This window comes from Pseudomonas sp. 24 E 13, from assembly GCF_900004715.1.
GTDB classification, from domain to species: Bacteria; Pseudomonadota; Gammaproteobacteria; order Pseudomonadales; family Pseudomonadaceae; genus Aquipseudomonas; species Aquipseudomonas orientalis_A.
Window position 1 is genome coordinate 93,498 of the sequence record NZ_CVTO01000102.1, and the last position, 19,527, is coordinate 113,024.

Here is a 19,527-nt window from a genome sequence, read left to right on the forward strand (position 1 = left end):
ACAGTCTAGCGGTCAAGCCAGACAAGGGAGGCGAATCGGCCCGTACGCGGGCTGCGTCGATAGGAAAAGAAACGCGGGTCGGTCACGGTGCAGTAGCCGCCACCGTAGACAGCGGTGACACCCCGCACGGCAAGGCGCAGGCGTGCAAGTTGATAGATGTCGGCCATGAACTTGCCGGGATTACGGCTGGGAACAAAGGCTTGGGCAGTTGCCGGCAGTTGCTGCATGAACGCTTCACGCACCTCGGGACCGACTTCAAAGGCCTGCGGGCCGATGGCTGGACCGAGCCAGACCAGAACGTCGGCGGGCGGGCTCTCAAGGCTTTCGAGCGCCGCCTCCAGCACCCCTGCCGCCAACCCACGCCAACCGGCATGAGCCGCCGCAACACGGGCGCCCGCTCGATTGCAGAACAATGCAGGCAGGCAATCGGCCGTCATGGCGGTGCAGGCGATGCCCGGTGTGCTGGTCCAACTGCCATCGGCTTCGGCGATCCGGCCCGGATCGGCCTCGACCACCGTAGTGCCGTGGACCTGGCGCAACCAGGCCGGCTGGATATCGAACGCTGCGGTAAGGCGACGACGATTTTCCAGGACGGCCTCAAGGCTGTCCTCCACATGGTCGCCCAGGTTGAGGCTGTCGAACGGCTCTTCACTGACACCGCCCGCACGGGTGGTGACGCAGGCTTTGACCTGAGACGGCGCGGGCCAGTCAGGTATCAGCCAGTCACTCATCCGACAAACGCCTCGCGATCCTGCTTGAGCAGCGACAACAGCCAGACCAGATCGTCCGGAAGCGGCGATTCCCAGCTCATACGCTGACCGCTCGTCGGATGATCCAGCTCCAGGAAGCGTGCATGCAGTGCCTGGCGCGGGAACGTCTTGAGCGATTCGACCATGGTCTGGCTGGCCGCAGGCGGAATGCGGAAGCGACCACCGTAGGCCGGATCGCCGACCAACGGGAAGTTGATGTGGGCCATGTGCACGCGGATCTGGTGAGTTCGACCGGTTTCCAGCTTGACCCGCACATGGGTGTGGGAACGGAAACGCTCCAGCACGCGATAGTGGCTGACGGCCTGCTTGCCGCCCTCCATCACCGCCATGCGCTGGCGCTGCTGGCCGTGGCGACCAATGGGTGCATTGATCTTGCCACCGGCCACCACGACGCCGATCACGATGCATTCGTAGATCCGGCTGACGCTGCGACTCTGCAATTGAGTAACAAGTTGCGTCTGCGCCTGAATGGTCTTGGCCACCACCATCAAGCCGGTGGTGTCCTTGTCCAGACGGTGCACGATGCCGCAGCGCGGCACGTTGATGATGTCCGGCACGTGGTGCAACAGGGCATTGAGCAAGGTGCCATCAGCGTGCCCGGCCGCCGGGTGAACCACCAGGCCTGCGGGTTTGTTGATGACCAGGATGTCATCGTCTTCATAGACGATATCCAGCTCGATGTCCTGGGCGACCCATTCTCCCTGGGCTTCCTGCTCGGCAGTCAGCTCAAGAATCGCACCGCCATGCACTGTGTCTCGCGGGCGGATAACCGCTCCATCCACAGTCAGGCGGCCGTCTTTGATCCAGGCGGAAAGGCGCGAGCGCGAGTGCTCAGCGAATAATTGTGCGGCGACTTGATCGAGGCGTTGGCCGCCCAATTCGGACGGCACCTCTGCGCGAAGTTCAATTTTATCGGACATGCTCAGACTAGGCGTGGCACAGCCTTTGGTTTCGGCTGCGCGCTTGTGGTTAAATACGGCGTCTTTTGCCCCGAGGCTTTCAACGGGGCGCTCATCATAACAGGACGGCCCCGCCCAAGACAGCGGCCGTCATAGGGACGCAAGCCGCCATGCAAGTGAAACACCTGCTGCTGATCGCCATCCTCGCCATGACTGCTGCTTGCTCGTCAACCAAGGACGTCGTCGACGAAAACCTGAGCGAAGTCGAGCTTTACCAGCAAGCTCAGACAGACCTGGATAACAATAGCTACACCAGCGCCACCGCTAAGCTCAAGGCACTGGAGTCGCGGTATCCGTTCGGACGCTATGCCGATCAGGCCCAGCTCGAGCTGATCTACGCCAACTATAAGAACGCCGAGCCGGAAGCTGCCAAGTCCGCTGCCGAGCGTTTTATCCGCCTGCATCCGCAGCATCCGAACGTGGACTACGCCTACTATATGAAGGGCCTGACCTCGTTCGACCAGGACGTTGGCCTGCTGGCGCGCTTCCTGCCGCTGGACATGACCAAGCGCGACCCGGGCGCGGCACGCGACTCCTACAACGAGTTCGCCCAGCTGACCAGCCGCTACCCGAACAGCCGCTACTCGCCGGACGCCAAGCAGCGCATGATCTACCTGCGCAACCTGCTGGCTTCCTACGAGATCCACGTGGCCCATTACTACCTGACCCGTCAGGCGTACGTGGCTGCTGCCAACCGTGGCCGCTATGTGGTGGAGAACTTCCAGGAGACCCCTTCCGTGGGTGACGGCCTGGCCGTGATGACCGAGGCTTACCAGCGCTTGCACCTGGATCAGCTGGCGACCACCAGCCTGGAAACCCTGAAGCTCAACTACCCGGACCACCCGAGCCTGAAAGACGGCCAGTTCGTGCCTCAGGTTGACGAAGCCGACAACCGTTCGTGGCTGAGCAAGTACACCCTGGGCCTGATTGAGTCCCGTCCGCCGCTGCCGCCAGGCGAAACACGCGCCAACCAGGACGTGATCAAGCAGTACCAGGATGCCAAGGACGCGATTCCTTCGGACCTCAAGCCGCACGACGAGAACGGCGACGTGATCGAAGAAGAAGAGCCGCAAGCCCTGGGTAACAACCAGGACCGCTCGTGGTTCAGCTACATGACCTTCGGCGTGTTCGACTGACCGTTCGACGCAACGCAAAAAGGGAGCTCTCAGGAGCTCCCTTTTTCATGGGCGAGTATTTATTGCGCTGTGCGCCCATGGCCACCTTGGCTAAACTGGCGCATTCCTTACCGAGAAACTGCCCATCATGCTTCGTCTATTGTTCTGGATCGCCGTCATTGCCGCCGCGGTATGGCTCTGGCGCAAATTCAAAAACCCTGCCGCCAGACAACCGCGCACCGGCGAACCCAATGCCGCCTTGATGGTACGTTGCGCCCATTGCGGCGTGCACGTGCCGCAGGATCGGGCGCTGAGCTCGGGCCAGCAATGGTATTGCACCCAGGCGCATCTGCAGCAGGGGCCGAAGTCTATCCAGCGCTGACTCGACCGGCGGGCGCGTAAGGTGCAGGGTCGATGATCGGCGCATGCCCCAGCAGCAAGTCGGCAAATAGCTGGCAGGACGCCGGGGCAAGCACCAGGCCATTGCGGTAATGCCCGCAATTGAGCCACAAGCCGTTGAAGCCGGGTACCTCGCCGATATACGGGATACCTTCCGGCGAGCCGGGCCGCAACCCCGCCCAGTGCCCCACCACCTCGGCGTCCGCCAGGGCGGGAAGCAGTTCCACCGCCGAGGCCTTGAGACTTTCCAGCGCGCTTATCGTCGGCGTTTTGTCGAATCCCTCATGCTCCAGGGTGCTGCCAATCAAAATATGCCCATCCCGCCGCGGGATCGCATAGCGCCCTTTAGCCAGGACCATGCTCGACAAGAAGTCAGACGCGCATTTGTAGAGGATCATCTGGCCCTTGACCGGCTCAACAGGCAGTGCCAAGCCCAGTTTTCCCAGCAAATCCCCGCTCCAGGCACCCGCTGCGAGCACGACCTGATCACCCGTCATGGCGCCAGCGCTCGTATTCACGCCGACCACGGTGTCGCCCTGCAAAATAAAGCCATCGACTTCGCACTGCTCGTAAATCGTCACATCGGGCAGCGCCGACAACGCCGCCTTGAGGGATTTGACCAGGCGCGGGTTGCGCACATTGGCCACATCGGCCATGAAGATCGCCTGCGAATATCCGCCGCCCAGCGCCGGAACGGCATCATGGGCCGCCGATACGTCCACTTTGCTCAAGGGCCTGCCCTCACGCGCAGCCCAGGCCAGGGCATCGGCTTCGTCATCCAGGTCGAGCCAATACAGACCTGTGGTGTGAACCTCGGGATCGACGCCGGTCGCAGCGAACAGCCGTTGTGCCAGTTGCGGGTAGAAATCCTGGGACCAATGGGCCAAGGCGGTCACCGCCGGGCTATAGCGCCATGGATACAACGGCGAAACAATCCCGCCGCCAGCCCATGAGGACTCCTGCCCAAGCCCACCGCGCTCCAGCAATATGACGGCCTGCCCCCGGTTCGCCAGGTTGTATGCCGTCAACAAACCAATCACGCCGCCGCCGACAATCACTACTCGCTGTTGCTTAGCCATCATTTGATCCAGCCGATAAAAAGGGAAAAGCGCGCCCGGCGCCCATTCATCCAGCACTCTCATCACTGCCCCCAGCATGCCTTGAGCGGCATTTGCGGCACCGCTCCCGGATTGCTGCGCATACCGGTGCTGGTCAAGCTGAATTGGCCGCAGGCGTCGTCCGCCATGACTGAGTGCGGGGCAGGCGTGGCGAGCAAGACAAAATCATGAGGGTTCAATACGGCGCTGATTCTATAGTGATCATTGCCTGTACTGACGCCGCCTGCATCAATAAAAGTGCCGTTGCGCGTGTAAAAACGCTGCAGATGTTGAGCCTGCTCGCTCAGCAGCGCGACGACTTGCACCCGATACACCTTTTTTACCTGGCCGGTGTATCCGGGGTAAGCGATCCCGGCCAGCAACGCGATGATCGCCACCGCGATCAACAGCTCGATCAGGGTAAAGCCCTGGCTATCCATGCCCATTGAATTGCTCCTTATTGAAGTTGCCGCCATAAGACTCGCCGAAACCGCGCGCCGTCGCCCTCCCCCACCCGCGCATACACCGTCTCAAGCACCGTGCGCGACTGGCCACCCAGCCCCACGGCCGTCACCCGAAAGAGCGCGGCCGGGATAAGCGGCGGTAAATGCGCCTGGCCCATCCCCACGCCCAGGGATTGAATGCCATATACCCCGTCCTTGAACGCCACCCAATTCACCGCAGAGACCGGATTTGGCCCAGGGCCAACCACCGAAAATGCCTCCGCGGGCGGCGCGCAGTGGATGATCGAGTGGCAAAGTGGCAGCGCAGGTCCGCCCCTGCGCACTGCCGACTCCCCCAGCCGCAGGCCACTTTCGGCCGTCTGGAACGATTGATTACGTTGCCACAGGCTACCGGCGACCTTCTGCTGAGAGATCGCGGCCTGCATGGATGACAACCCCACCAGTGACAGCAACAGCAGAAAGACCAGGCTGATCAGCAATACCATTCCCGCCTGGCGCACAGGGCTCCCCCCACTCAGGATCATCGCCCTACTCCAGCCGGTTGCGCAGTGCGGCCACGACGCTATAGGCCTGATCCTTCACGCGCCCGGTCGGGTCCTGCAGGGTCATGCGCACGCGCACGCTGCGGATCAACGATGCATCGGCCGGGTGGCTGTCGTAGCGCGCCACGTCCGTCGATTCAGGCCTGGCCGCTACCCCGAAACTGATCTCGAAGGCCCGTACGTTATCTATCAGCACCGCCTTGGCCGGTGCCGACGGCGTACTGATTTTCAACTGCCCCGCCTCATGGGTGTAGGTGAGTTCTCGTATGGCAAACCGAACCTGGCCGGGCGCGATCACAGGCGGCGTGCCGGCGTAAGCCTGTGCCGCATCCCTGCAGTCGGACACTACCGTCCAGTCTGGCTTGCCGGCACCGTCGCCGGTATTGGCGGTCACCAGCGTCAGTGACGTTGCGCTTGCCGACATTTGCCAGCCAATCGGCCGATCAAAGGTCGCCGGGGCGTTGTCGATAAACGCCGGGGCCAAACATCCCAGCATGCCTGCCTGGCGAATATCCTGGACCAGCTTGTTCAGGACGAATCGCGCATCATCCTGCAGCACCGTAGCGGCCTGCTGGCTGGCCTGGGTCAGCCGTGCACCGATCAGCACCTGGCTCGCGCCAAGGATCAGCACCAGCCCGACGGCCAGCGCCAGCAGCAACTCCACCAGCCCGAAACCACGTGCGGGACGGTTCATTGCGATCGGCCTTGCCCACTGGCGATACGGCTGCTCAGGGTGAAGGTTTGCCGCGCACCCAGGCTGCTCTCCAACCTGACGTCTTCCCACGTGATGCTGATAGTGACTTCATTGCCGCTGACCGCCACGGCACCTTTGGCGTCTTCGCCGGCAAAACCTACGATATTGGCTTCGAAATCATGCAAGTCCAGGTCACGCACGCTGGCGGTCGAGGTGCTCGGCGGCGCGCGTTCGGCTTGGGCCCAGGCGTAATCGACCCCGGCATTGGCGCGAATTCGATCGAGCATATCGTAGGCAATGAAACTGGCCTGGCTGGTCATCCGTGCATTGTCGGTGTATTTGAGCGCGTTGAGCTGGAGAGCCGCGGCCCCCAGCAGTCCGATAGCCAGAACCAGCACAGCTACCAGTACCTCGATCAGGGTCATGCCGGCTTGAGGTCGATGAACTGCGCGTAGAAATAAGGTGTTGCTGCACAAAGGCATTACCGTCGTCGTCCATGTCGAGGGCCGGAGAAAAACAGCAGAACCCTGCTGTACGCCCCAAGACTAGCGCCGGTTTTTGGCGGCTGCTGCTATCGGAACAAAGGGAAATACATTGGACGTAAAGGCCATCATTCAGCATCAGGGAGCAACCGCTATACCTATGCCTGTCACTTAAAGATCAACCGCATCCACGGAGGGACGCACATGACACAACGAGGGTTCACCTTGATCGAATTACTGCTGGGGCTGATCGTCACGGGCGTTCTGGCGCAACTGGCCATACCCGGCTTCAAGGGTTTGCTGGAATCGCAGCAGCAGCAAAGCGTGGCCCGGTCACTGGCCGACGGGCTGCGTTATGCGCGCACGGAGGCGATCGCACGCAGTCGTGCAGTGGTCATCCATGCGCGCGGGCAAGACTGGAGCCAAGGGTGGCGGGTGATCCTGGATATCAGTGGTCGCGGCCATCTGGATGACGAGAATCCGGTGCTATTGGAGCGACAGGACAGCGGGCGCGTGCCGGTGGCCGGTAATGGCCCGGTCAGCAGCCAGGTACGTTTCAGCGCGTTGGGGGAGCCGGTGTTTGCGGGCGGCGGGTTTCGTGCCGGCACCGTGCATGTGTGCGACACGACGCAGGCACAAAGCCTGTATCAGATAGTGCTGGCGCCAAGTGGGCGCGTCAGCCTGCGCAGTGACAAAACCGAGCAGGCGTTATGCCGTGGTTGAGCGAAGCGGGTTCAGAGCAGCGAGCGCACCCGCAGTTCCTTGGGCATCGAAAACGTAATGTTTTCTTCGCGCCCCGCCAACTCATCGGCACCGGTGGCCCCCCAGGCGTGCAATTGCTGGATGACGCCACGCACCAGGACTTCCGGGGCCGAGGCGCCCGCCGTGATACCGATGCGCTCGACACCGTCGAACCAGCTACGCTGCATATCCTCGGCGCCGTCGATCAGGTACGCCGGTGTCGCCATACGCTCGGCCAGCTCACGCAAGCGATTGGAGTTGGAGCTGTTGGGGCTGCCGACCACCAGCACCACATCGCACTCATCGGCCAGTTGCTTGACCGCGTCCTGGCGGTTTTGCGTGGCGTAGCAGATGTCGTCCTTGCGTGGGCCGCCAATGGCCGGGAATCGCGTGCGCAGAGCATCGATAACGCGGCTGGTGTCGTCCATGGACAAGGTGGTCTGGGTAACGAACGCCAAGCGCTCCGGGTTCTGCACTTGCAGGTTGGCGACGTCTTTTTCGTCTTCCACCAGGTAGATGGCGCCGCCATTGCTGGCGTCGTACTGGCCCATGGTGCCTTCGACTTCCGGATGACCGGCGTGGCCGATCAGAATGCATTCACGTCCATCACGGCTGTAGCGCGCCACCTCGATGTGCACCTTGGTCACCAGCGGGCATGTGGCATCGAATACTTTCAGGCCACGGCCGGACGCTTCGGTGCGCACGGCCTGGGAAACGCCGTGGGCGCTGAAGATAACGATGACATCGTCAGGCACCTGGTCGAGTTCCTCGACGAAGATGGCGCCGCGAGCACGCAGATCTTCAACCACGAACTTGTTGTGGACGACTTCATGCCGCACGTAAATCGGCGGGCCGAAGACTTCCAGGGCGCGGTTGACGATTTCGATCGCCCGGTCCACACCGGCACAGAAGCCACGGGGGTTGGCGAGTTTGATTTGCATGCTGTGCCTCGTGTCTTGCAGCCACATTGAGTCAATATTAACGCTGACTCAACAGATAATGGAGATCAAAGGTGGGAGGGGAGCAAGCCCCCTCCCACATTTTAGACCAGCGCCTTGACGTTGATGATCTCGACGTCAAAGGTCAGTGTCTTGCCGGACAACGGGTGGTTGAAGTCGATGGTCACTTGCGTGTCATCGAAGGCTTTGACCACGCCGGGCAATTCCGTATTCGCCGCGTCATTGAAGATCACCAGCAGGCCTTCCGACAGCTCCATGCCTTCGAACTGCGAACGCGGGATGATCTGCACGTTTTGCGGGTTGGGCTGGCCAAAGGCGTTTTCCGGCAGGATCTGCAGGTTGCGCTTGTCGCCGGCCTTGAAGCCGAACAAAGCCGCTTCAAAACCCGGCAGCAGATTACCGTCACCGACCTTGAAGGTCGCCGGGGCTTTGTCGAAGGTGCTGTCGACCGTGTCGCCATTCTCCAGGCGCAATGCGAAATGCAAAGTGACTTCCGTGTTCTGGCCGATGCGTTGCTCAGCCAATACCTGATCAGTCATTGACGGTCTCTCCGGTTTTCTTGCTCTTGAACATGTCCAGCGCCAGCATGATTGCGCCGACGGTGATAGCGCTGTCGGCAAAGTTGAACGCCGGGAAGTAATGGCGGTTCTGCCAATGCACCAGGATGAAATCGATCACGTGGCCCAGGGCAACGCGGTCGTACAGGTTACCCAGCGCGCCGCCCAGCACCAGGGCCAGCGCGATGGCCAGCCAGGTGTCGTCCCGGCCCAGGCGCTTGAGCCAGACCACCAGCACCGCACTGACCACCACGGCGATCAGCGCGAACAACCAGCGCTGCCAGCCACCGCCATCAGCGAGAAAGCTGAAGGCCGCACCGGTGTTGTAGGCCAGGGTCCAACTGAAGTAATCCGGGATCACCACGATCTGCTGGAACATTTCCAGGGTGCCTTCGAAATGAGCCTTGCTGACCTGGTCGATGACCAGCACCAGCACGCTCAATACGAGCCAGCCCAGACGTCCGAAACGACTGGCAGAGTTAGGCATAGTGACGAACCTCGCCTTCACCGCTGATGTTATCGACGCAACGACCGCAGATTTCCGGATGCTCGGGGTTCACGCCGACATCTTCACGGCAGTGCCAGCAACGGGCGCATTTAGGGAAGGCCGACTTGACCACCTTGAGCTTCAGGCCCGGTACATCGGTGGCCACGGCATCTGCCGGAGCCTGGGCGAAAGGCGCCAGGCTTGCGGTGGAGGTGATCAACACAAAGCGCAGTTCGTTGCTCAGCTTGGCGAGGTCGGCGGTCAGGCCGTCCTCGGCAAACAGGGTGACTTCGGCTTGCAGGTTGCCACCCACGGCCTTGGCCGCGCGCTGCACTTCCAGCTCCTTGTTCACCGCAACCTTCACGGCCATCACGCCTTCCCAATACTCGCGACCCAGTTCGAAGTCGGCCGGCAGTTCGGTCAAGCCTTCATACCAGGTGTTGAGCATGACGGACTCGTTACGCTCGCCCGGCAGGTACTCCCACAATTCGTCGGCGGTGAACGCCAGGATCGGTGCGATCCAGCGCACCAGCGCTTCGCTGATGTGGTACAGCGCGGTCTGCGCCGAACGGCGCGCCTTGCTGTTGGCACCGGTGGTGTACTGGCGGTCCTTGATGATGTCGAGGTAGAAACCACCGAGCTCCTGCACGCAGAAGTTGTGGATCTTGGAATAGACATTCCAGAAGCGATACTCGCCGTAGTGTTCCTGCAACTCGCGCTGCAGCAACAGGGCGCGGTCCACGGCCCAACGGTCGAGGGCGAGCATGTCCTCTGCCGGCAGGATGTCGGTGGCCGGGTTGAAACCGGTCAGGTTCGACAGCAGGAAGCGCGCGGTATTACGGATGCGACGGTAGGCATCGGCGCTGCGGGCCAGGATCTGGTCGGAGACGGCGATCTCGCCCGAGTAATCGGTCGAGGCGACCCACAGACGCATGATGTCGGCGCCCAGGGTGTCGTTGATCTTTTTCGGCTCGATCACATTCTTCAACGACTTGGACATCTTGCGGCCGTTTTCGTCGACGGTGAAGCCGTGGGTCAACAGCTCCCGGTACGGCGCGTGGTTGTCGATGGCGCAACCGGTCAGCAGCGACGAGTGGAACCAGCCACGGTGCTGGTCCGAACCTTCCAGGTACAGGTCGGCACGCGGGCCGGTCTCGTGGCCCATCGGGTGCGAACCGCGCAGCACGTGCCAGTGGGTGGTGCCCGAGTCGAACCATACGTCGAGGGTGTCGCTGATCTTGTCGTACTGCGGCGCTTCATCACCGAGCAACTCGGCAGCGTCCATCTTGAACCAGGCTTCGATGCCTTCCTGTTCAACGCGCTGGGCCACGAGCTCCATGAGCTCGACGGTACGTGGGTGCAGTTCGCCGCTTTCCTTGTTCAGGAAGAACGGGATCGGCACGCCCCAGTTACGCTGGCGGGAGATGCACCAGTCCGGACGGTTGGCGATCATCGAGTGCAGGCGCGCCTGGCCCCAGGCCGGGACGAACTTGGTGCCTTCGACGGCCTTGAGCGAGCGTATGCGCAGGGTTTCGCCGCGGGTCGGCTCTTTGTCCATGCCGATAAACCACTGCGCGGTCGCGCGGTAGATCAACGGGGTCTTGTGGCGCCAGCAGTGCATGTAGCTGTGCTGGATGGTGGCGGTTTGCATCAGCGCACCGACTTCACGCAGCTTTTCGATGATTGCAGGGTCGGCCTTGAAGATGAACTGGCCGCCGAAGAACTCCAGCGACGGCACGTACACGCCGTTGCTCTGCACCGGGTTGATGATGTCATCGTTGACCAGCCCGTATTTCTTGCAGATCACGAAGTCGTCCACGCCGTAGGCAGGCGAGCAGTGAACGATGCCAGTACCCGAACCCAGTTCGACGTAGTCAGCCAGGTACACCGGCGACAGGCGGTCGTAGAACGGATGACGGAAGTTGATCAGTTCCAGCGCGGAGCCGGTGGTGGTGGCGATCACCGAACCTTGCAGCTCGTAACGCGCCAGGCACGGCTCGACCATTTCTTCGGCCAGCACCAGCAGGCGATCGCCAACGTCCACCAGCGCGTAGGTGAACTCGGGGTGCACGTTCAGCGCCTGGTTGGCCGGGATGGTCCATGGCGTGGTGGTCCAGATCACGATGGCCGCCGGCTTGGCCAGCGATGCCAGGCCAAAGGCCTCGGCCAGCTTGGCCTCATCGGCAATCGGGAAGGCCACGTCGATGGTCGAGGACTTCTTGTCTTCGTACTCGACTTCCGCTTCGGCCAGGGCCGAGCCGCAGTCGAAGCACCAGTTCACGGGCTTGAGGCCCTTGAACACGAAACCGCCCTTGACGATTTCGGCCAGGGCGCGGATTTCACCGGCCTCGTTCTTGAAATTCATGGTTTTGTAAGGGTTGTCCCACTCGCCCAGGACACCCAGGCGGATGAATTCGGACTTCTGCCCTTCGATCTGCTCGGTGGCGTAGGCACGGCACAGTTCGCGGGTTTTATCCGCGCCCAGGTTCTTGCCGTAGGTCACTTCGACTTTGTGTTCGATCGGCAGGCCGTGGCAATCCCAACCCGGGACATACGGCGCGTCGAAGCCCGACAGGGTCTTCGAACGCAGGATCATGTCCTTGAGAATCTTGTTCAGCGCGTGACCGATGTGAATGGTGCCGTTGGCATAAGGAGGGCCGTCGTGCAGGACGAATTTCGGACGATCCTTGCCAATTTCGCGCAACTTTCCGTACAGGCCAATACTGTCCCAGCGCTGCAGGATCTGCGGTTCGCGCTGTGGCAGGCCGGCCTTCATTGGGAAGGCGGTGTCCGGAAGGTTTAGCGTGGCTTTATAGTCGGTCATTTAAGGCTCTTCGGTTAGCGATGGGCGCTAGGTGCGGCTAGTGCACGGGCGGCGGCGACATCCGCATTGATCGCCGTTTTCAACGCCTCAAGGGAGGCGAAACGCTGCTCTTCACGCAGCTTCTGGTGGAAAACCACCGTTAAACGCCGGTCATACAAGTCACCGGCAAAATCCAAAAGGTGAACTTCCAGGTGGGCCTTGCCATCACCTGCAACCGTGGGCCTGACGCCTATGTTGGCGACTCCCGGCCACGATTGGCCGTCGATGTCGACACTCACCAGGTAAACCCCGGTCAGCGGCACACGACGGCGCTTGAGTTGCACGTTGGCGGTTGGCGTGCCCAGTTGGCGCGCCAGCTTCTGGCCGTGCAGTACCCGCCCGGCGATGCGGAACGGGCGACCGAGCAAACGCTCGGCCAAGGCGAAGTCGGCAGCCGCCAGGGCGTTACGCACCTGGGTACTGCTCACGCGCAGGCCGTCCAGTTCGACGGTTTGCGCGGCTTCGACGGTAAAACCCTGGTTGACGCCGGCGTGTTGCAGGAAATCGAAATCGCCTACCCGGTCGCAACCAAAACGGAAGTCGTCGCCGACCTCCAAATGCTGCACGCCGAGACCATCGACGAGGATGCGGTCGACAAACTCGGCGGCGCTGAGGCTTTGCAGGCGCTGGTTGAAAGCCAGGCAGAGGACGCGGTCCACGCCTTCTTCAGCCAACAGTTGCAGTTTGTCTCGCAGGCGGGCCAGACGGGCCGGCGCCGTTTCCGGGGTGAAGAACTCCCGCGGCTGTGGCTCAAAAATCACCACGCAGCTGGGCACGCCCAACTCGACCGCACGCTCGCGCAGCCTGGCCAGGATAGCCTGGTGGCCACGGTGAACACCGTCAAAGTTGCCAATGGTGGCGACGCAGCCCCGGTGCTCGGGGCGCAGGTTGTGGAGACCTCGAACCAGCTGCATAACGCGCTTCTTGCTCATAAAGTGGTCGATTATAACCACACCCGGCCCCGGACGACAGGCAACAGCGCAGGCCAAATGGATCGATTCGATAAAACAGCCGTTTTATCGCGGCAAACTCTCTACCCCAGCGACTTGCGATTGAAATCGCGCAGGCGGAAACCCTGCAGCAGCAACATCCCGAAGTACACCACCACGCCAGCCACTACCAGCACGCCCAGGCGCATGAAGCGCTCCAGCATATGGCCCTGGTCCCAGGCCGGCATCACGTGCATCAGCCCAAACAGCACGGCCGACATCGCCGCGACCGCCACGAGCAACTTGAGGGTAAAGGCGCCCCAGCCGGGCTGCGGTTGGTACATCTGCTGCTTGCGCAGCTGATAAAACAGCAGGCCGGCATTGATACAGGCACCGGCACTGATCGCGAGCGCCAGGCCGGCATGGGCCAGCGGGCCGATAAACACCAGGTTGAGCAATTGCGTGACGACCAGAGTGAAGATCGCGATCTTCACCGGTGTGCGGATGTTCTGCTGGGCATAGAAACCCGGCGCCAGCACCTTGATCACGATAATGCCGAGCAACCCCACGGAGTACGCCACCAGCGCATGCTGGGTCATCAGGGCGTCGTGCGCGTCGAATTGCCCGTATTGAAACAGCGAGACCGTCAAGGGTTCGGCCAGGATTCCCAGGGCCAGGGAGCACGGCAGCACCAGCAGGAAGCACAGGCGCAGGCCCCAGTCGAGGATGCGCGAGTATTCCTGGCGGTCCTTGCTCGCATAGGTGCGCGCCAGGGTCGGCAGCAAAATGGTGCCCAGGGCCACCCCGAGCACGCCGGACGGCAATTCCATCAGGCGGTCGGCGTAGTACATCCACGACACCGAACCGGATACCAGCAACGACGCGAACGCCGTATTGATAATCAGGGAAATCTGACTGACGGACACACCGAGGATCGCCGGCAACATATTGCGCATCACGCGCCAGACGCCGGTGTCCTTGAGGTTCAGGCGTGGCAGCACCAGCATGCCGATCTTTTTCAAATGCGGCAGCTGGTAGAGCAGTTGCGCCAGGCCGCCCGCCAGGACGGCCCAACCCAGAGCCATCACCGGCGGATCGAAGTACGGCGTGAGGAACAGCGCGAAGATAATCATGCTGACGTTAAGCAGCGTCGGCACGAAGGCCGGCACCGAGAAACGGTTCCAGGTATTGAGAATCGCCCCGGCAAGCGATGACAGCGAGATCAGCAATATATAAGGAAAGGTCACGCGCAGCAGATCAGTGGTCAGTGCGAACTTTTCCGGGGTATTGGCAAAGCCGGGGGCCGTGGCCCAGATCACCCAGGGCGCGGCGAGCATGCCGAGCACGGTCACCAGCATCAACACCAGTGTCAGAAGGCCCGAGACATAGGCGATAAAGGTGCGGGTCGCCTCCTCCCCCTGTTGAGTCTTGTATTCGGCCAGGATCGGCACGAAGGCCTGGGAGAACGCGCCTTCGGCGAAAATCCGGCGTAACAGGTTGGGCAGTTTAAAGGCAATGAAGAAGGCGTCCGTGGCCATGCTGGCGCCAAAAATGCGTGCCAGCAGGGTGTCACGCACAAACCCCAAAACCCGGGAGATCATCGTGATAGAGCTGACGGCAGCCAACGATTTGAGCAGATTCATTGAAAGAGTTTGCGCCTATAGATAAAGAGCAGGCGAACAAAGCGCCTACTTATGCGATACTGCGCGCCTGCAACAGCACAGCGCCAAAGCTCGCGAGTTTACAGGTCAAGCGCCGGAAATAAATCACCCGCCTCTTCAGATCGACCACTCAGCAGTTCGCATCAGCCGCTCTTGACAACCCATCAAGTCATCGGCATGATTCGCGGCCTATTTTGTTTGCTATTTCCTAAAAAGTCTTTCGAGGAGCTCGACGGTGGCCAACACACCTTCCGCCAAAAAACGTGCAAAACAGGCTGAGAAGCGTCGCAGCCACAACGCCAGCCTGCGTTCCATGGTTCGTACCTACATCAAGAATGTAGTTAAAGCCATCGACACCAAAGACGCTGAAAAAGCCCAAGCTGCTTACGTTCTGGCCGTGCCAGTTATCGACCGTATGGCCGATAAAGGCATCATCCACAAGAACAAGGCCGCTCGTCATAAGAGCCGCCTGAATGGCCACATCAAGGCTCTGAACGTTGCTGCTGCAGCCTAAGTGGTAACAACTGCCACGTGACCTCAGGTTGCGTAACAGTTAAGAAATGCCCCGTACCGAAAGGTCCGGGGCATTTTTGTTTTCTGGAATGCACACCTATCCAAATGTGGGAGGGGGCTTGCCCTCGATGGCGGTGTATCAGTAAGAAATACTTTGACTGACACACCGCTATCGGGGGCAAGCCCCCTCCCACATTGACCCCATGAGTGTCAGGTAGATATTTTCAAGCACAAAAAAAACGCCCCGAACCAGTCGGGGCGTTTTTGCTACCGATTGATCAAACCACAATCAATGGTGATGACCGCCTTCACCGTGGACGTGACCGTGAGCCACTTCTTCCTGAGAAGCGTCGCGAATGGCAACGATCTTCACCTGGAAGTTCAGGCGCTGGCCAGCCAGGGGGTGGTTGCCGTCGACGGTCACGTCGTCGCCGTCCAGGTCGCGGATGGTCACGATCTGCATTTGGCCGTCCGGCGCGGAAGCGTGGAACTGCATGCCGACTTCCAGTTCATCAACACCTTCGAACATGCTGCGGCTCAAGGTGCTGACCAGTTCGGCGGAGTATTCGCCGTAGGCATCTTCAGGCTCGACGGCAACGGTCAGTTCATCACCGACTGCCTTGCCTTCCAGCGCCTTTTCCAGGCCAGGGATGATGTTACCCGCACCTTGCAGGTAGACCAGCGGCGCGCCGCCGGCGGAGCTGTCGATGACCTCACCAGCGTCGTTGGTCAGGGTATAGTCGATGGAGACAGCCTTGTTAGCGGCGATCGTCATGGGGCGAGACCTTTTGCATAAGAATGAAGAACGGACAAGTCTAAACAAGGATTTGTCCGAAAGCGAACAGAACCCGGACGGACGGGACCGACCAACGGTCTCGACGATAACCGGATTCCACCAGGACGACGACCTGCACTGGGTCGCCGAGCTGTCCTGCGGCCACACCCAGCATCTGCGCCACCAGCCGCCGTGGCAGTCGCGCGCCTGGGTGCTCGACCCCGCGCAACGCCTTGAAAAAATAGGCCAACCCTTTGCCTGCGGCTGGTGTGCGCAACAGCACGAATAACGATAACCTTGGCGCCTGATTCGCGGTAGGTGCTCAAGCATAGAGCGCCACCCCAGCCATGCACCTCCAGAGAATTCGCATGCAGACTTTTTTTATCGCGCCCACCGATTTTGGTGTGGGCCTGACCTCCATCAGCCTTGGGCTGGTGCGTACCCTGGAACGGGCCGGGCTGAAAGTCGGTTTTTTCAAGCCGATTGCCCAGCCACACCCTGGCGATACCGGCCCCGAGCGTTCTACCGAACTGGTGGCGCGCACCCACGGCCTGAAACCGCCCCAACCCCTGGGCCTGGCCCATGTCGAGCGCATGCTCGGCGACGGCCAGCTGGATGAGTTGCTCGAAGAAATCATCACGCTGTACCAGCAAGCCGCCGTGGGCAAGGACGTGCTGATCGTCGAAGGCATGGTGCCGACCCGCAGCGCCAGTTATGCGGCCCGGGTCAACCTGCACCTGGCCAAGAGCCTGGATGCGGAAGTGATCCTGGTCTCTGCCCCGGAAAACGAAGTGCTCACCGAACTGTCCGGCCGCGTGGAACTGCAGGCTCAACTGTTCGGCGGCCCGAAAGACCCGAAAGTACTCGGCGTCATCCTTAACAAGGTGCGCACCGACGAAAGCATGGAGGCGTTCTCGGCGCGCCTCAAGGAGCACTCGCCGTTGTTGCGCAGCGGTGATTTCCGCCTGCTGGGCTGCATTCCCTACCAGCCCGAACTCAACGCGCCGCGTACCCGGGACGTGGCCGACCTGATGGGTGCGCAGATCCTCAATGCCGGTGACTACGAAACCCGGCGCATGACCAAGATCATCATTTGCGCGCGCACCATGCGCAACACCGTGGAGCTGCTCAAGCCCGGCGTACTGGTCGTAACACCCGGCGATCGCGACGACATCATCCTCGCCGTCAGCCTGGCCGCGATCAACGGCGTGCCGCTGGCCGGCCTGCTGCTGACCAGCGACACCCTGCCCGACCCGCGCATCATGGAGCTGTGCCGCGGTGCATTCCAGGCCGGGTTGCCGGTGCTGTCGGTGAGCACCGGTTCCTACGACACCGCCAACCAGCTTAATAGCCTCAACAAGGAAATCCCCATCGATGACCGCGAGCGCGCGGAGATCATCACCGACTTCGTCGCCAGCCACCTCGATGCACGCTGGCTGCACCAACGCTGCGGCACGCCGCGGGAAATGCGCCTGTCCCCTGCGGTATTCCGCTACCAGTTGATCCAGCGCGCCCAGGCCGCCAACAAGCGCATCGTGTTGCCCGAAGGCAGCGAGCCGCTGACTGTGCAAGCCGCTGCGATCTGCCAGGCGCGGGGCATCGCGCGCTGCGTGCTGCTGGCCAAGCCGGCGGACGTGGAAGCCGTCGCTCGCGCCCACGGCATCGATTTGCCCGAAGGCCTGGAGATTCTCGACCCGGACCTGATCCGCCAGCGCTACGTCGAGCCCATGGTGGCACTGCGCAAGAGCAAGAGTTTGAACGCACCGATGGCCGAGCAGCAGTTGGAAGACACCGTGGTGATCGCCACCATGATGCTCGCCCTGGACGAAGTGGACGGCCTGGTCTCCGGCGTCATCCACTCCACCGCCAATACCATCCGCCCTGCCCTGCAGCTGATTAAAACAGCGCCGGGCTGCACCCTGGTGTCGTCGGTGTTCTTCATGCTGTTCCCCGAGCAGGTGCTGGTGTACGGCGACTGTGTAATGAACCCGCACCCCAGCGCTGCGGAGCTGGCGGAAATTGCCTTGCAAAGCGCCGACTCGGCGGCCGCGTTCGGCATCGCCCCGCGCGTGGCGATGATCAGTTATTCCAGCGGCGATTCGGCCAGCGGCGAGGAAGTCGAAAAAGTCCGCGAGGCCACCCTGCTCGCCCACGAACAGCAAAGCTCACTGCTGATCGACGGCCCGCTGCAATACGACGCCGCCGCCAACGAAAGCGTGGCCCGGCAATTGGCGCCCAACAGCCAGGTCGCCGGCAAGGCCACGGTATTCGTGTTCCCCGACCTGAACACCGGCAACACCACCTACAAAGCCGTGCAGCGCAGCGCCGATTGCGTGAGCCTGGGGCCGATGCTTCAGGGCCTGCGCAAACCGGTCAACGACCTGCCACGCGGCGCCCAGGTGGACGACATCGTATACACCATCGCCCTCACCGCGATCCAAGCCGCCAACCGACCTATGGATATCTAAATGCTGGATTTTCTACCTGCCGCCGTACGTGGGGTGATCGCGTCCCTGCTGCTGGCACTGAACACGATCCTGCTGTGCTCGTTCCTGTTTATCGTCGCGCTGTTCAAGGCGCTGCCCTTCGCCAAGCGCTTCAGCGAATGGTTGATGAATCACACCCACGAAGCCTGGGTCACCAACAACAAGGGCTGGATGAACCTGGTGCGGCGCACGCGCTGGCACCTGAGCGGCCTCGAAGGCCTGGATTACCAGCATTCGTATCTGGTCACCAGCAACCATCAGAGCTGGGTCGACATCATGGTGCTGCAATACGTGCTCAATCGACGGATTCGCCCGCTGAAGTTCTTTCTCAAGCAGGAACTGATCTGGGTCCCGGTGATTGGCCTGGCGTGGTGGGCCCTGGGCTTTCCATTCATGAAGCGCTACAGCAAGGCTTACCTGGAAAAACACCCGGAAAAGAAAGGCAAGGACCTGGAAACCACGCGCAAAACCTGTGCGAAGTTTCGCGACAACCCGGTGGGCATCTTCAACTTCGCCGAGGGCACGCGGTTTACGCCAGGCAAGCACGCGCAACAGAAGTCACCGTTTCGCTATCTGCTCAAGCCCAAGGCCGGCGGAATCGCGTTTGTGCTGGATGCCATGGGTGAGCAATTGAAGTCACTGGTGAATGTGACTATCCACTATCCGGCCGGGCGACCGGGGTATTGGGATTTGCTGTGCGGGAATGTGAAGGACGTGGTGGTGCAGTTCGAAGAAGTGCGGATTCCGGCCGAGTTTATTGGCAGCAATTATGAGCAGGATGGGGAGTATCGGTTGGCGTTCCAGGGCTGGATCAACCAGCTGTGGGAAGACAAGGATGCCTTGCTGGACAAGCTGCACACCGATTTCCCAGACCGCAACTGATCAAAAATGTGGGAGGGGGCTTGCCCCCGATTGCCATAGGTATCTACACAATTTTGGTGCGACACCGCACCTGTGGCGAGGGGCTAACGCGTATCTACCTGACGCTCCGAGGTCAAAATGTGGGAGGGGGCTTGCCCCCGATGGCGGCCTCT

The 19,527-nt window shown here is 61.3% G+C and carries 20 protein-coding genes and 1 pseudogene; 7 read left to right on the top strand and 14 right to left on the bottom strand.

Annotated features, from left to right (window positions below; all coding sequences use genetic code 11):
- Nucleotides 1-5: 5 nt before the first annotated feature.
- Together pgeF and rluD are read right to left on the bottom strand one after the other, a co-directional pair.
- Nucleotides 6-731: a peptidoglycan editing factor PgeF gene (pgeF, locus tag BFP90_RS09235; protein ID WP_065896506.1), complete on the bottom strand. Its 726-nt coding sequence runs from the start codon at nt 729-731 to the stop codon at nt 6-8.
- A complete protein-coding gene (gene rluD, locus BFP90_RS09240) occupies nt 728-1,690 on the bottom strand; it encodes a 23S rRNA pseudouridine(1911/1915/1917) synthase RluD (protein ID WP_065888000.1) in 963 nt (320 codons plus the stop codon). Before rluD ends, pgeF begins: the two co-directional genes overlap by 4 nt.
- Nucleotides 1,691-1,839: 149 nt before the next feature.
- Here rluD and BFP90_RS09245 point away from each other — a divergent pair, with 149 nt between their 5' ends.
- Nucleotides 1,840-2,865 carry an outer membrane protein assembly factor BamD gene (locus BFP90_RS09245; RefSeq protein WP_065888001.1) on the top strand — a complete coding sequence of 342 codons (1,026 nt, stop codon included), beginning with the start codon at nt 1,840-1,842 and terminating at the stop codon, nt 2,863-2,865.
- 127 nt (nt 2,866-2,992) lie between these two features.
- Entirely contained in the window at nt 2,993-3,226 is a 234-nt protein-coding gene (locus BFP90_RS09250) for a PP0621 family protein (protein WP_065888002.1), read from the top strand.
- Here BFP90_RS09250 and thiO read toward each other — a convergent pair.
- From thiO to pilV, 5 genes are all read right to left on the bottom strand, one after another.
- Nucleotides 3,213-4,322, bottom strand: coding sequence for a glycine oxidase ThiO (thiO, locus tag BFP90_RS09255; protein WP_065891890.1), 1,110 nt, complete (start codon nt 4,320-4,322; stop codon nt 3,213-3,215). The two genes, BFP90_RS09250 and thiO, sit on opposite strands and share 14 nt — an antisense overlap.
- 62 nt (nt 4,323-4,384) lie before the next feature.
- The gene (locus tag BFP90_RS09260; RefSeq protein WP_065891870.1) at nt 4,385-4,786 is read right to left on the bottom strand and encodes a type IV pilin protein; all 402 of its coding nucleotides are present in this window, start codon (nt 4,784-4,786) and stop codon (nt 4,385-4,387) included.
- Nucleotides 4,787-4,797: 11 nt separating this feature from the next.
- Nucleotides 4,798-5,328, bottom strand: a complete 531-nt coding sequence (locus BFP90_RS09265) for a pilus assembly PilX family protein (RefSeq protein WP_065891869.1) — start codon at nt 5,326-5,328, stop codon at nt 4,798-4,800.
- 4 nt (nt 5,329-5,332) lie between these two features.
- A complete protein-coding gene (locus tag BFP90_RS09270; protein WP_065896507.1) occupies nt 5,333-6,040 on the bottom strand; it encodes a PilW family protein in 708 nt (235 codons plus the stop codon).
- The gene (gene pilV, locus BFP90_RS09275) at nt 6,037-6,522 is read right to left on the bottom strand and encodes a type IV pilus modification protein PilV (protein WP_065891867.1); all 486 of its coding nucleotides are present in this window, start codon (nt 6,520-6,522) and stop codon (nt 6,037-6,039) included. The genes BFP90_RS09270 and pilV overlap by 4 nt, the downstream gene beginning before the upstream one ends.
- 204 nt (nt 6,523-6,726) lie before the next feature.
- Here pilV and BFP90_RS09280 point away from each other — a divergent pair.
- Nucleotides 6,727-7,303: pseudogene (locus BFP90_RS09280) on the top strand (GspH/FimT family pseudopilin).
- Here the strand turns inward: BFP90_RS09280 and ispH are convergent.
- The 6 genes from ispH to murJ form a co-directional block, all read right to left on the bottom strand.
- Nucleotides 7,257-8,204: a 4-hydroxy-3-methylbut-2-enyl diphosphate reductase gene (gene ispH, locus BFP90_RS09285; protein ID WP_057725850.1), complete on the bottom strand. Its 948-nt coding sequence runs from the start codon at nt 8,202-8,204 to the stop codon at nt 7,257-7,259. The pseudogene BFP90_RS09280 and the gene ispH sit on opposite strands and share 47 nt — an antisense overlap.
- A 101-nt stretch (nt 8,205-8,305) precedes the next feature.
- Nucleotides 8,306-8,746 carry an FKBP-type peptidyl-prolyl cis-trans isomerase gene (locus tag BFP90_RS09290; protein ID WP_170875978.1) on the bottom strand — a complete coding sequence of 147 codons (441 nt, stop codon included), beginning with the start codon at nt 8,744-8,746 and terminating at the stop codon, nt 8,306-8,308.
- A 7-nt stretch (nt 8,747-8,753) separates the two neighbouring features.
- Nucleotides 8,754-9,266, bottom strand: a complete 513-nt coding sequence (gene lspA / locus BFP90_RS09295; RefSeq protein WP_065896508.1) for a signal peptidase II — start codon at nt 9,264-9,266, stop codon at nt 8,754-8,756.
- Nucleotides 9,259-12,090, bottom strand: coding sequence for an isoleucine--tRNA ligase (gene ileS / locus BFP90_RS09300; RefSeq protein WP_065896509.1), 2,832 nt, complete (start codon nt 12,088-12,090; stop codon nt 9,259-9,261). The genes lspA and ileS overlap by 8 nt, the downstream gene beginning before the upstream one ends.
- 14 nt (nt 12,091-12,104) lie before the next feature.
- On the bottom strand, nt 12,105-13,043 hold the full coding sequence (gene ribF, locus BFP90_RS09305; RefSeq protein ID WP_065888011.1) for a bifunctional riboflavin kinase/FAD synthetase: 939 nt from the start codon (nt 13,041-13,043) through the stop codon (nt 12,105-12,107).
- 119 nt (nt 13,044-13,162) lie between these two features.
- Entirely contained in the window at nt 13,163-14,701 is a 1,539-nt protein-coding gene (gene murJ / locus BFP90_RS09310; RefSeq protein ID WP_065891863.1) for a murein biosynthesis integral membrane protein MurJ, read from the bottom strand.
- A gap of 253 nt (nt 14,702-14,954) precedes the next feature.
- Between murJ and rpsT the strand changes: the two genes are divergently transcribed.
- Nucleotides 14,955-15,233, top strand: a complete 279-nt coding sequence (gene rpsT, locus BFP90_RS09315; RefSeq protein WP_003171647.1) for a 30S ribosomal protein S20 — start codon at nt 14,955-14,957, stop codon at nt 15,231-15,233.
- Between the two features lie 288 nt (nt 15,234-15,521).
- Here the strand turns inward: rpsT and BFP90_RS09320 are convergent, their stop codons facing one another.
- Nucleotides 15,522-16,007: an FKBP-type peptidyl-prolyl cis-trans isomerase gene (locus tag BFP90_RS09320; protein ID WP_003171645.1), complete on the bottom strand. Its 486-nt coding sequence runs from the start codon at nt 16,005-16,007 to the stop codon at nt 15,522-15,524.
- Between BFP90_RS09320 and BFP90_RS09325 the strand changes: the two genes are divergently transcribed.
- The 3 genes from BFP90_RS09325 (at nt 16,006) to BFP90_RS09335 (ending at nt 19,375) form a co-directional block, all read left to right on the top strand.
- Nucleotides 16,006-16,296 carry a DUF3565 domain-containing protein gene (locus BFP90_RS09325; RefSeq protein WP_122463691.1) on the top strand — a complete coding sequence of 97 codons (291 nt, stop codon included), beginning with the start codon at nt 16,006-16,008 and terminating at the stop codon, nt 16,294-16,296. The genes BFP90_RS09320 and BFP90_RS09325 overlap by 2 nt on opposite strands.
- Before the next feature lie 79 nt (nt 16,297-16,375).
- Nucleotides 16,376-18,475: a phosphate acetyltransferase gene (gene pta / locus BFP90_RS09330; RefSeq protein WP_065888013.1), complete on the top strand. Its 2,100-nt coding sequence runs from the start codon at nt 16,376-16,378 to the stop codon at nt 18,473-18,475.
- On the top strand, nt 18,476-19,375 hold the full coding sequence (locus BFP90_RS09335) for an acyltransferase (protein ID WP_065888014.1): 900 nt from the start codon (nt 18,476-18,478) through the stop codon (nt 19,373-19,375).
- The last annotated feature ends 152 nt before the right edge of the window (nt 19,376-19,527 follow it).

Excerpts from the sequence above, each read along its gene's own strand:
- pgeF (WP_065896506.1), bottom strand. The coding sequence starts at position 731 with ATGAGTGACTGGCTGATACCTGACTGGCCCGCGCCGTCTCAGGTCAAA.
- rluD (WP_065888000.1), bottom strand. The coding sequence starts at position 1,690 with ATGTCCGATAAAATTGAACTTCGCGCAGAGGTGCCGTCCGAATTGGGC.
- BFP90_RS09245 (WP_065888001.1), top strand. The coding sequence starts at position 1,840 with ATGCAAGTGAAACACCTGCTGCTGATCGCCATCCTCGCCATGACTGCT.
- BFP90_RS09250 (WP_065888002.1), top strand. The coding sequence starts at position 2,993 with ATGCTTCGTCTATTGTTCTGGATCGCCGTCATTGCCGCCGCGGTATGG.
- thiO (WP_065891890.1), bottom strand. The coding sequence starts at position 4,322 with ATGGCTAAGCAACAGCGAGTAGTGATTGTCGGCGGCGGCGTGATTGGT.
- BFP90_RS09260 (WP_065891870.1), bottom strand. The coding sequence starts at position 4,786 with ATGGGCATGGATAGCCAGGGCTTTACCCTGATCGAGCTGTTGATCGCG.
- BFP90_RS09265 (WP_065891869.1), bottom strand. The coding sequence starts at position 5,328 with ATGATCCTGAGTGGGGGGAGCCCTGTGCGCCAGGCGGGAATGGTATTG.
- BFP90_RS09270 (WP_065896507.1), bottom strand. The coding sequence starts at position 6,040 with ATGAACCGTCCCGCACGTGGTTTCGGGCTGGTGGAGTTGCTGCTGGCG.
- pilV (WP_065891867.1), bottom strand. The coding sequence starts at position 6,522 with ATGCCTTTGTGCAGCAACACCTTATTTCTACGCGCAGTTCATCGACCT.
- ispH (WP_057725850.1), bottom strand. The coding sequence starts at position 8,204 with ATGCAAATCAAACTCGCCAACCCCCGTGGCTTCTGTGCCGGTGTGGAC.
- lspA (WP_065896508.1), bottom strand. The coding sequence starts at position 9,266 with ATGCCTAACTCTGCCAGTCGTTTCGGACGTCTGGGCTGGCTCGTATTG.
- ileS (WP_065896509.1), bottom strand. The coding sequence starts at position 12,090 with ATGACCGACTATAAAGCCACGCTAAACCTTCCGGACACCGCCTTCCCA.
- ribF (WP_065888011.1), bottom strand. The coding sequence starts at position 13,043 with ATGCAGCTGGTTCGAGGTCTCCACAACCTGCGCCCCGAGCACCGGGGC.
- murJ (WP_065891863.1), bottom strand. The coding sequence starts at position 14,701 with ATGAATCTGCTCAAATCGTTGGCTGCCGTCAGCTCTATCACGATGATC.
- BFP90_RS09325 (WP_122463691.1), top strand. The coding sequence starts at position 16,006 with ATGGGGCGAGACCTTTTGCATAAGAATGAAGAACGGACAAGTCTAAAC.
- BFP90_RS09320 (WP_003171645.1), bottom strand. The coding sequence starts at position 16,007 with ATGACGATCGCCGCTAACAAGGCTGTCTCCATCGACTATACCCTGACC.
- pta (WP_065888013.1), top strand. The coding sequence starts at position 16,376 with ATGCAGACTTTTTTTATCGCGCCCACCGATTTTGGTGTGGGCCTGACC.
- BFP90_RS09335 (WP_065888014.1), top strand. The coding sequence starts at position 18,476 with ATGCTGGATTTTCTACCTGCCGCCGTACGTGGGGTGATCGCGTCCCTG.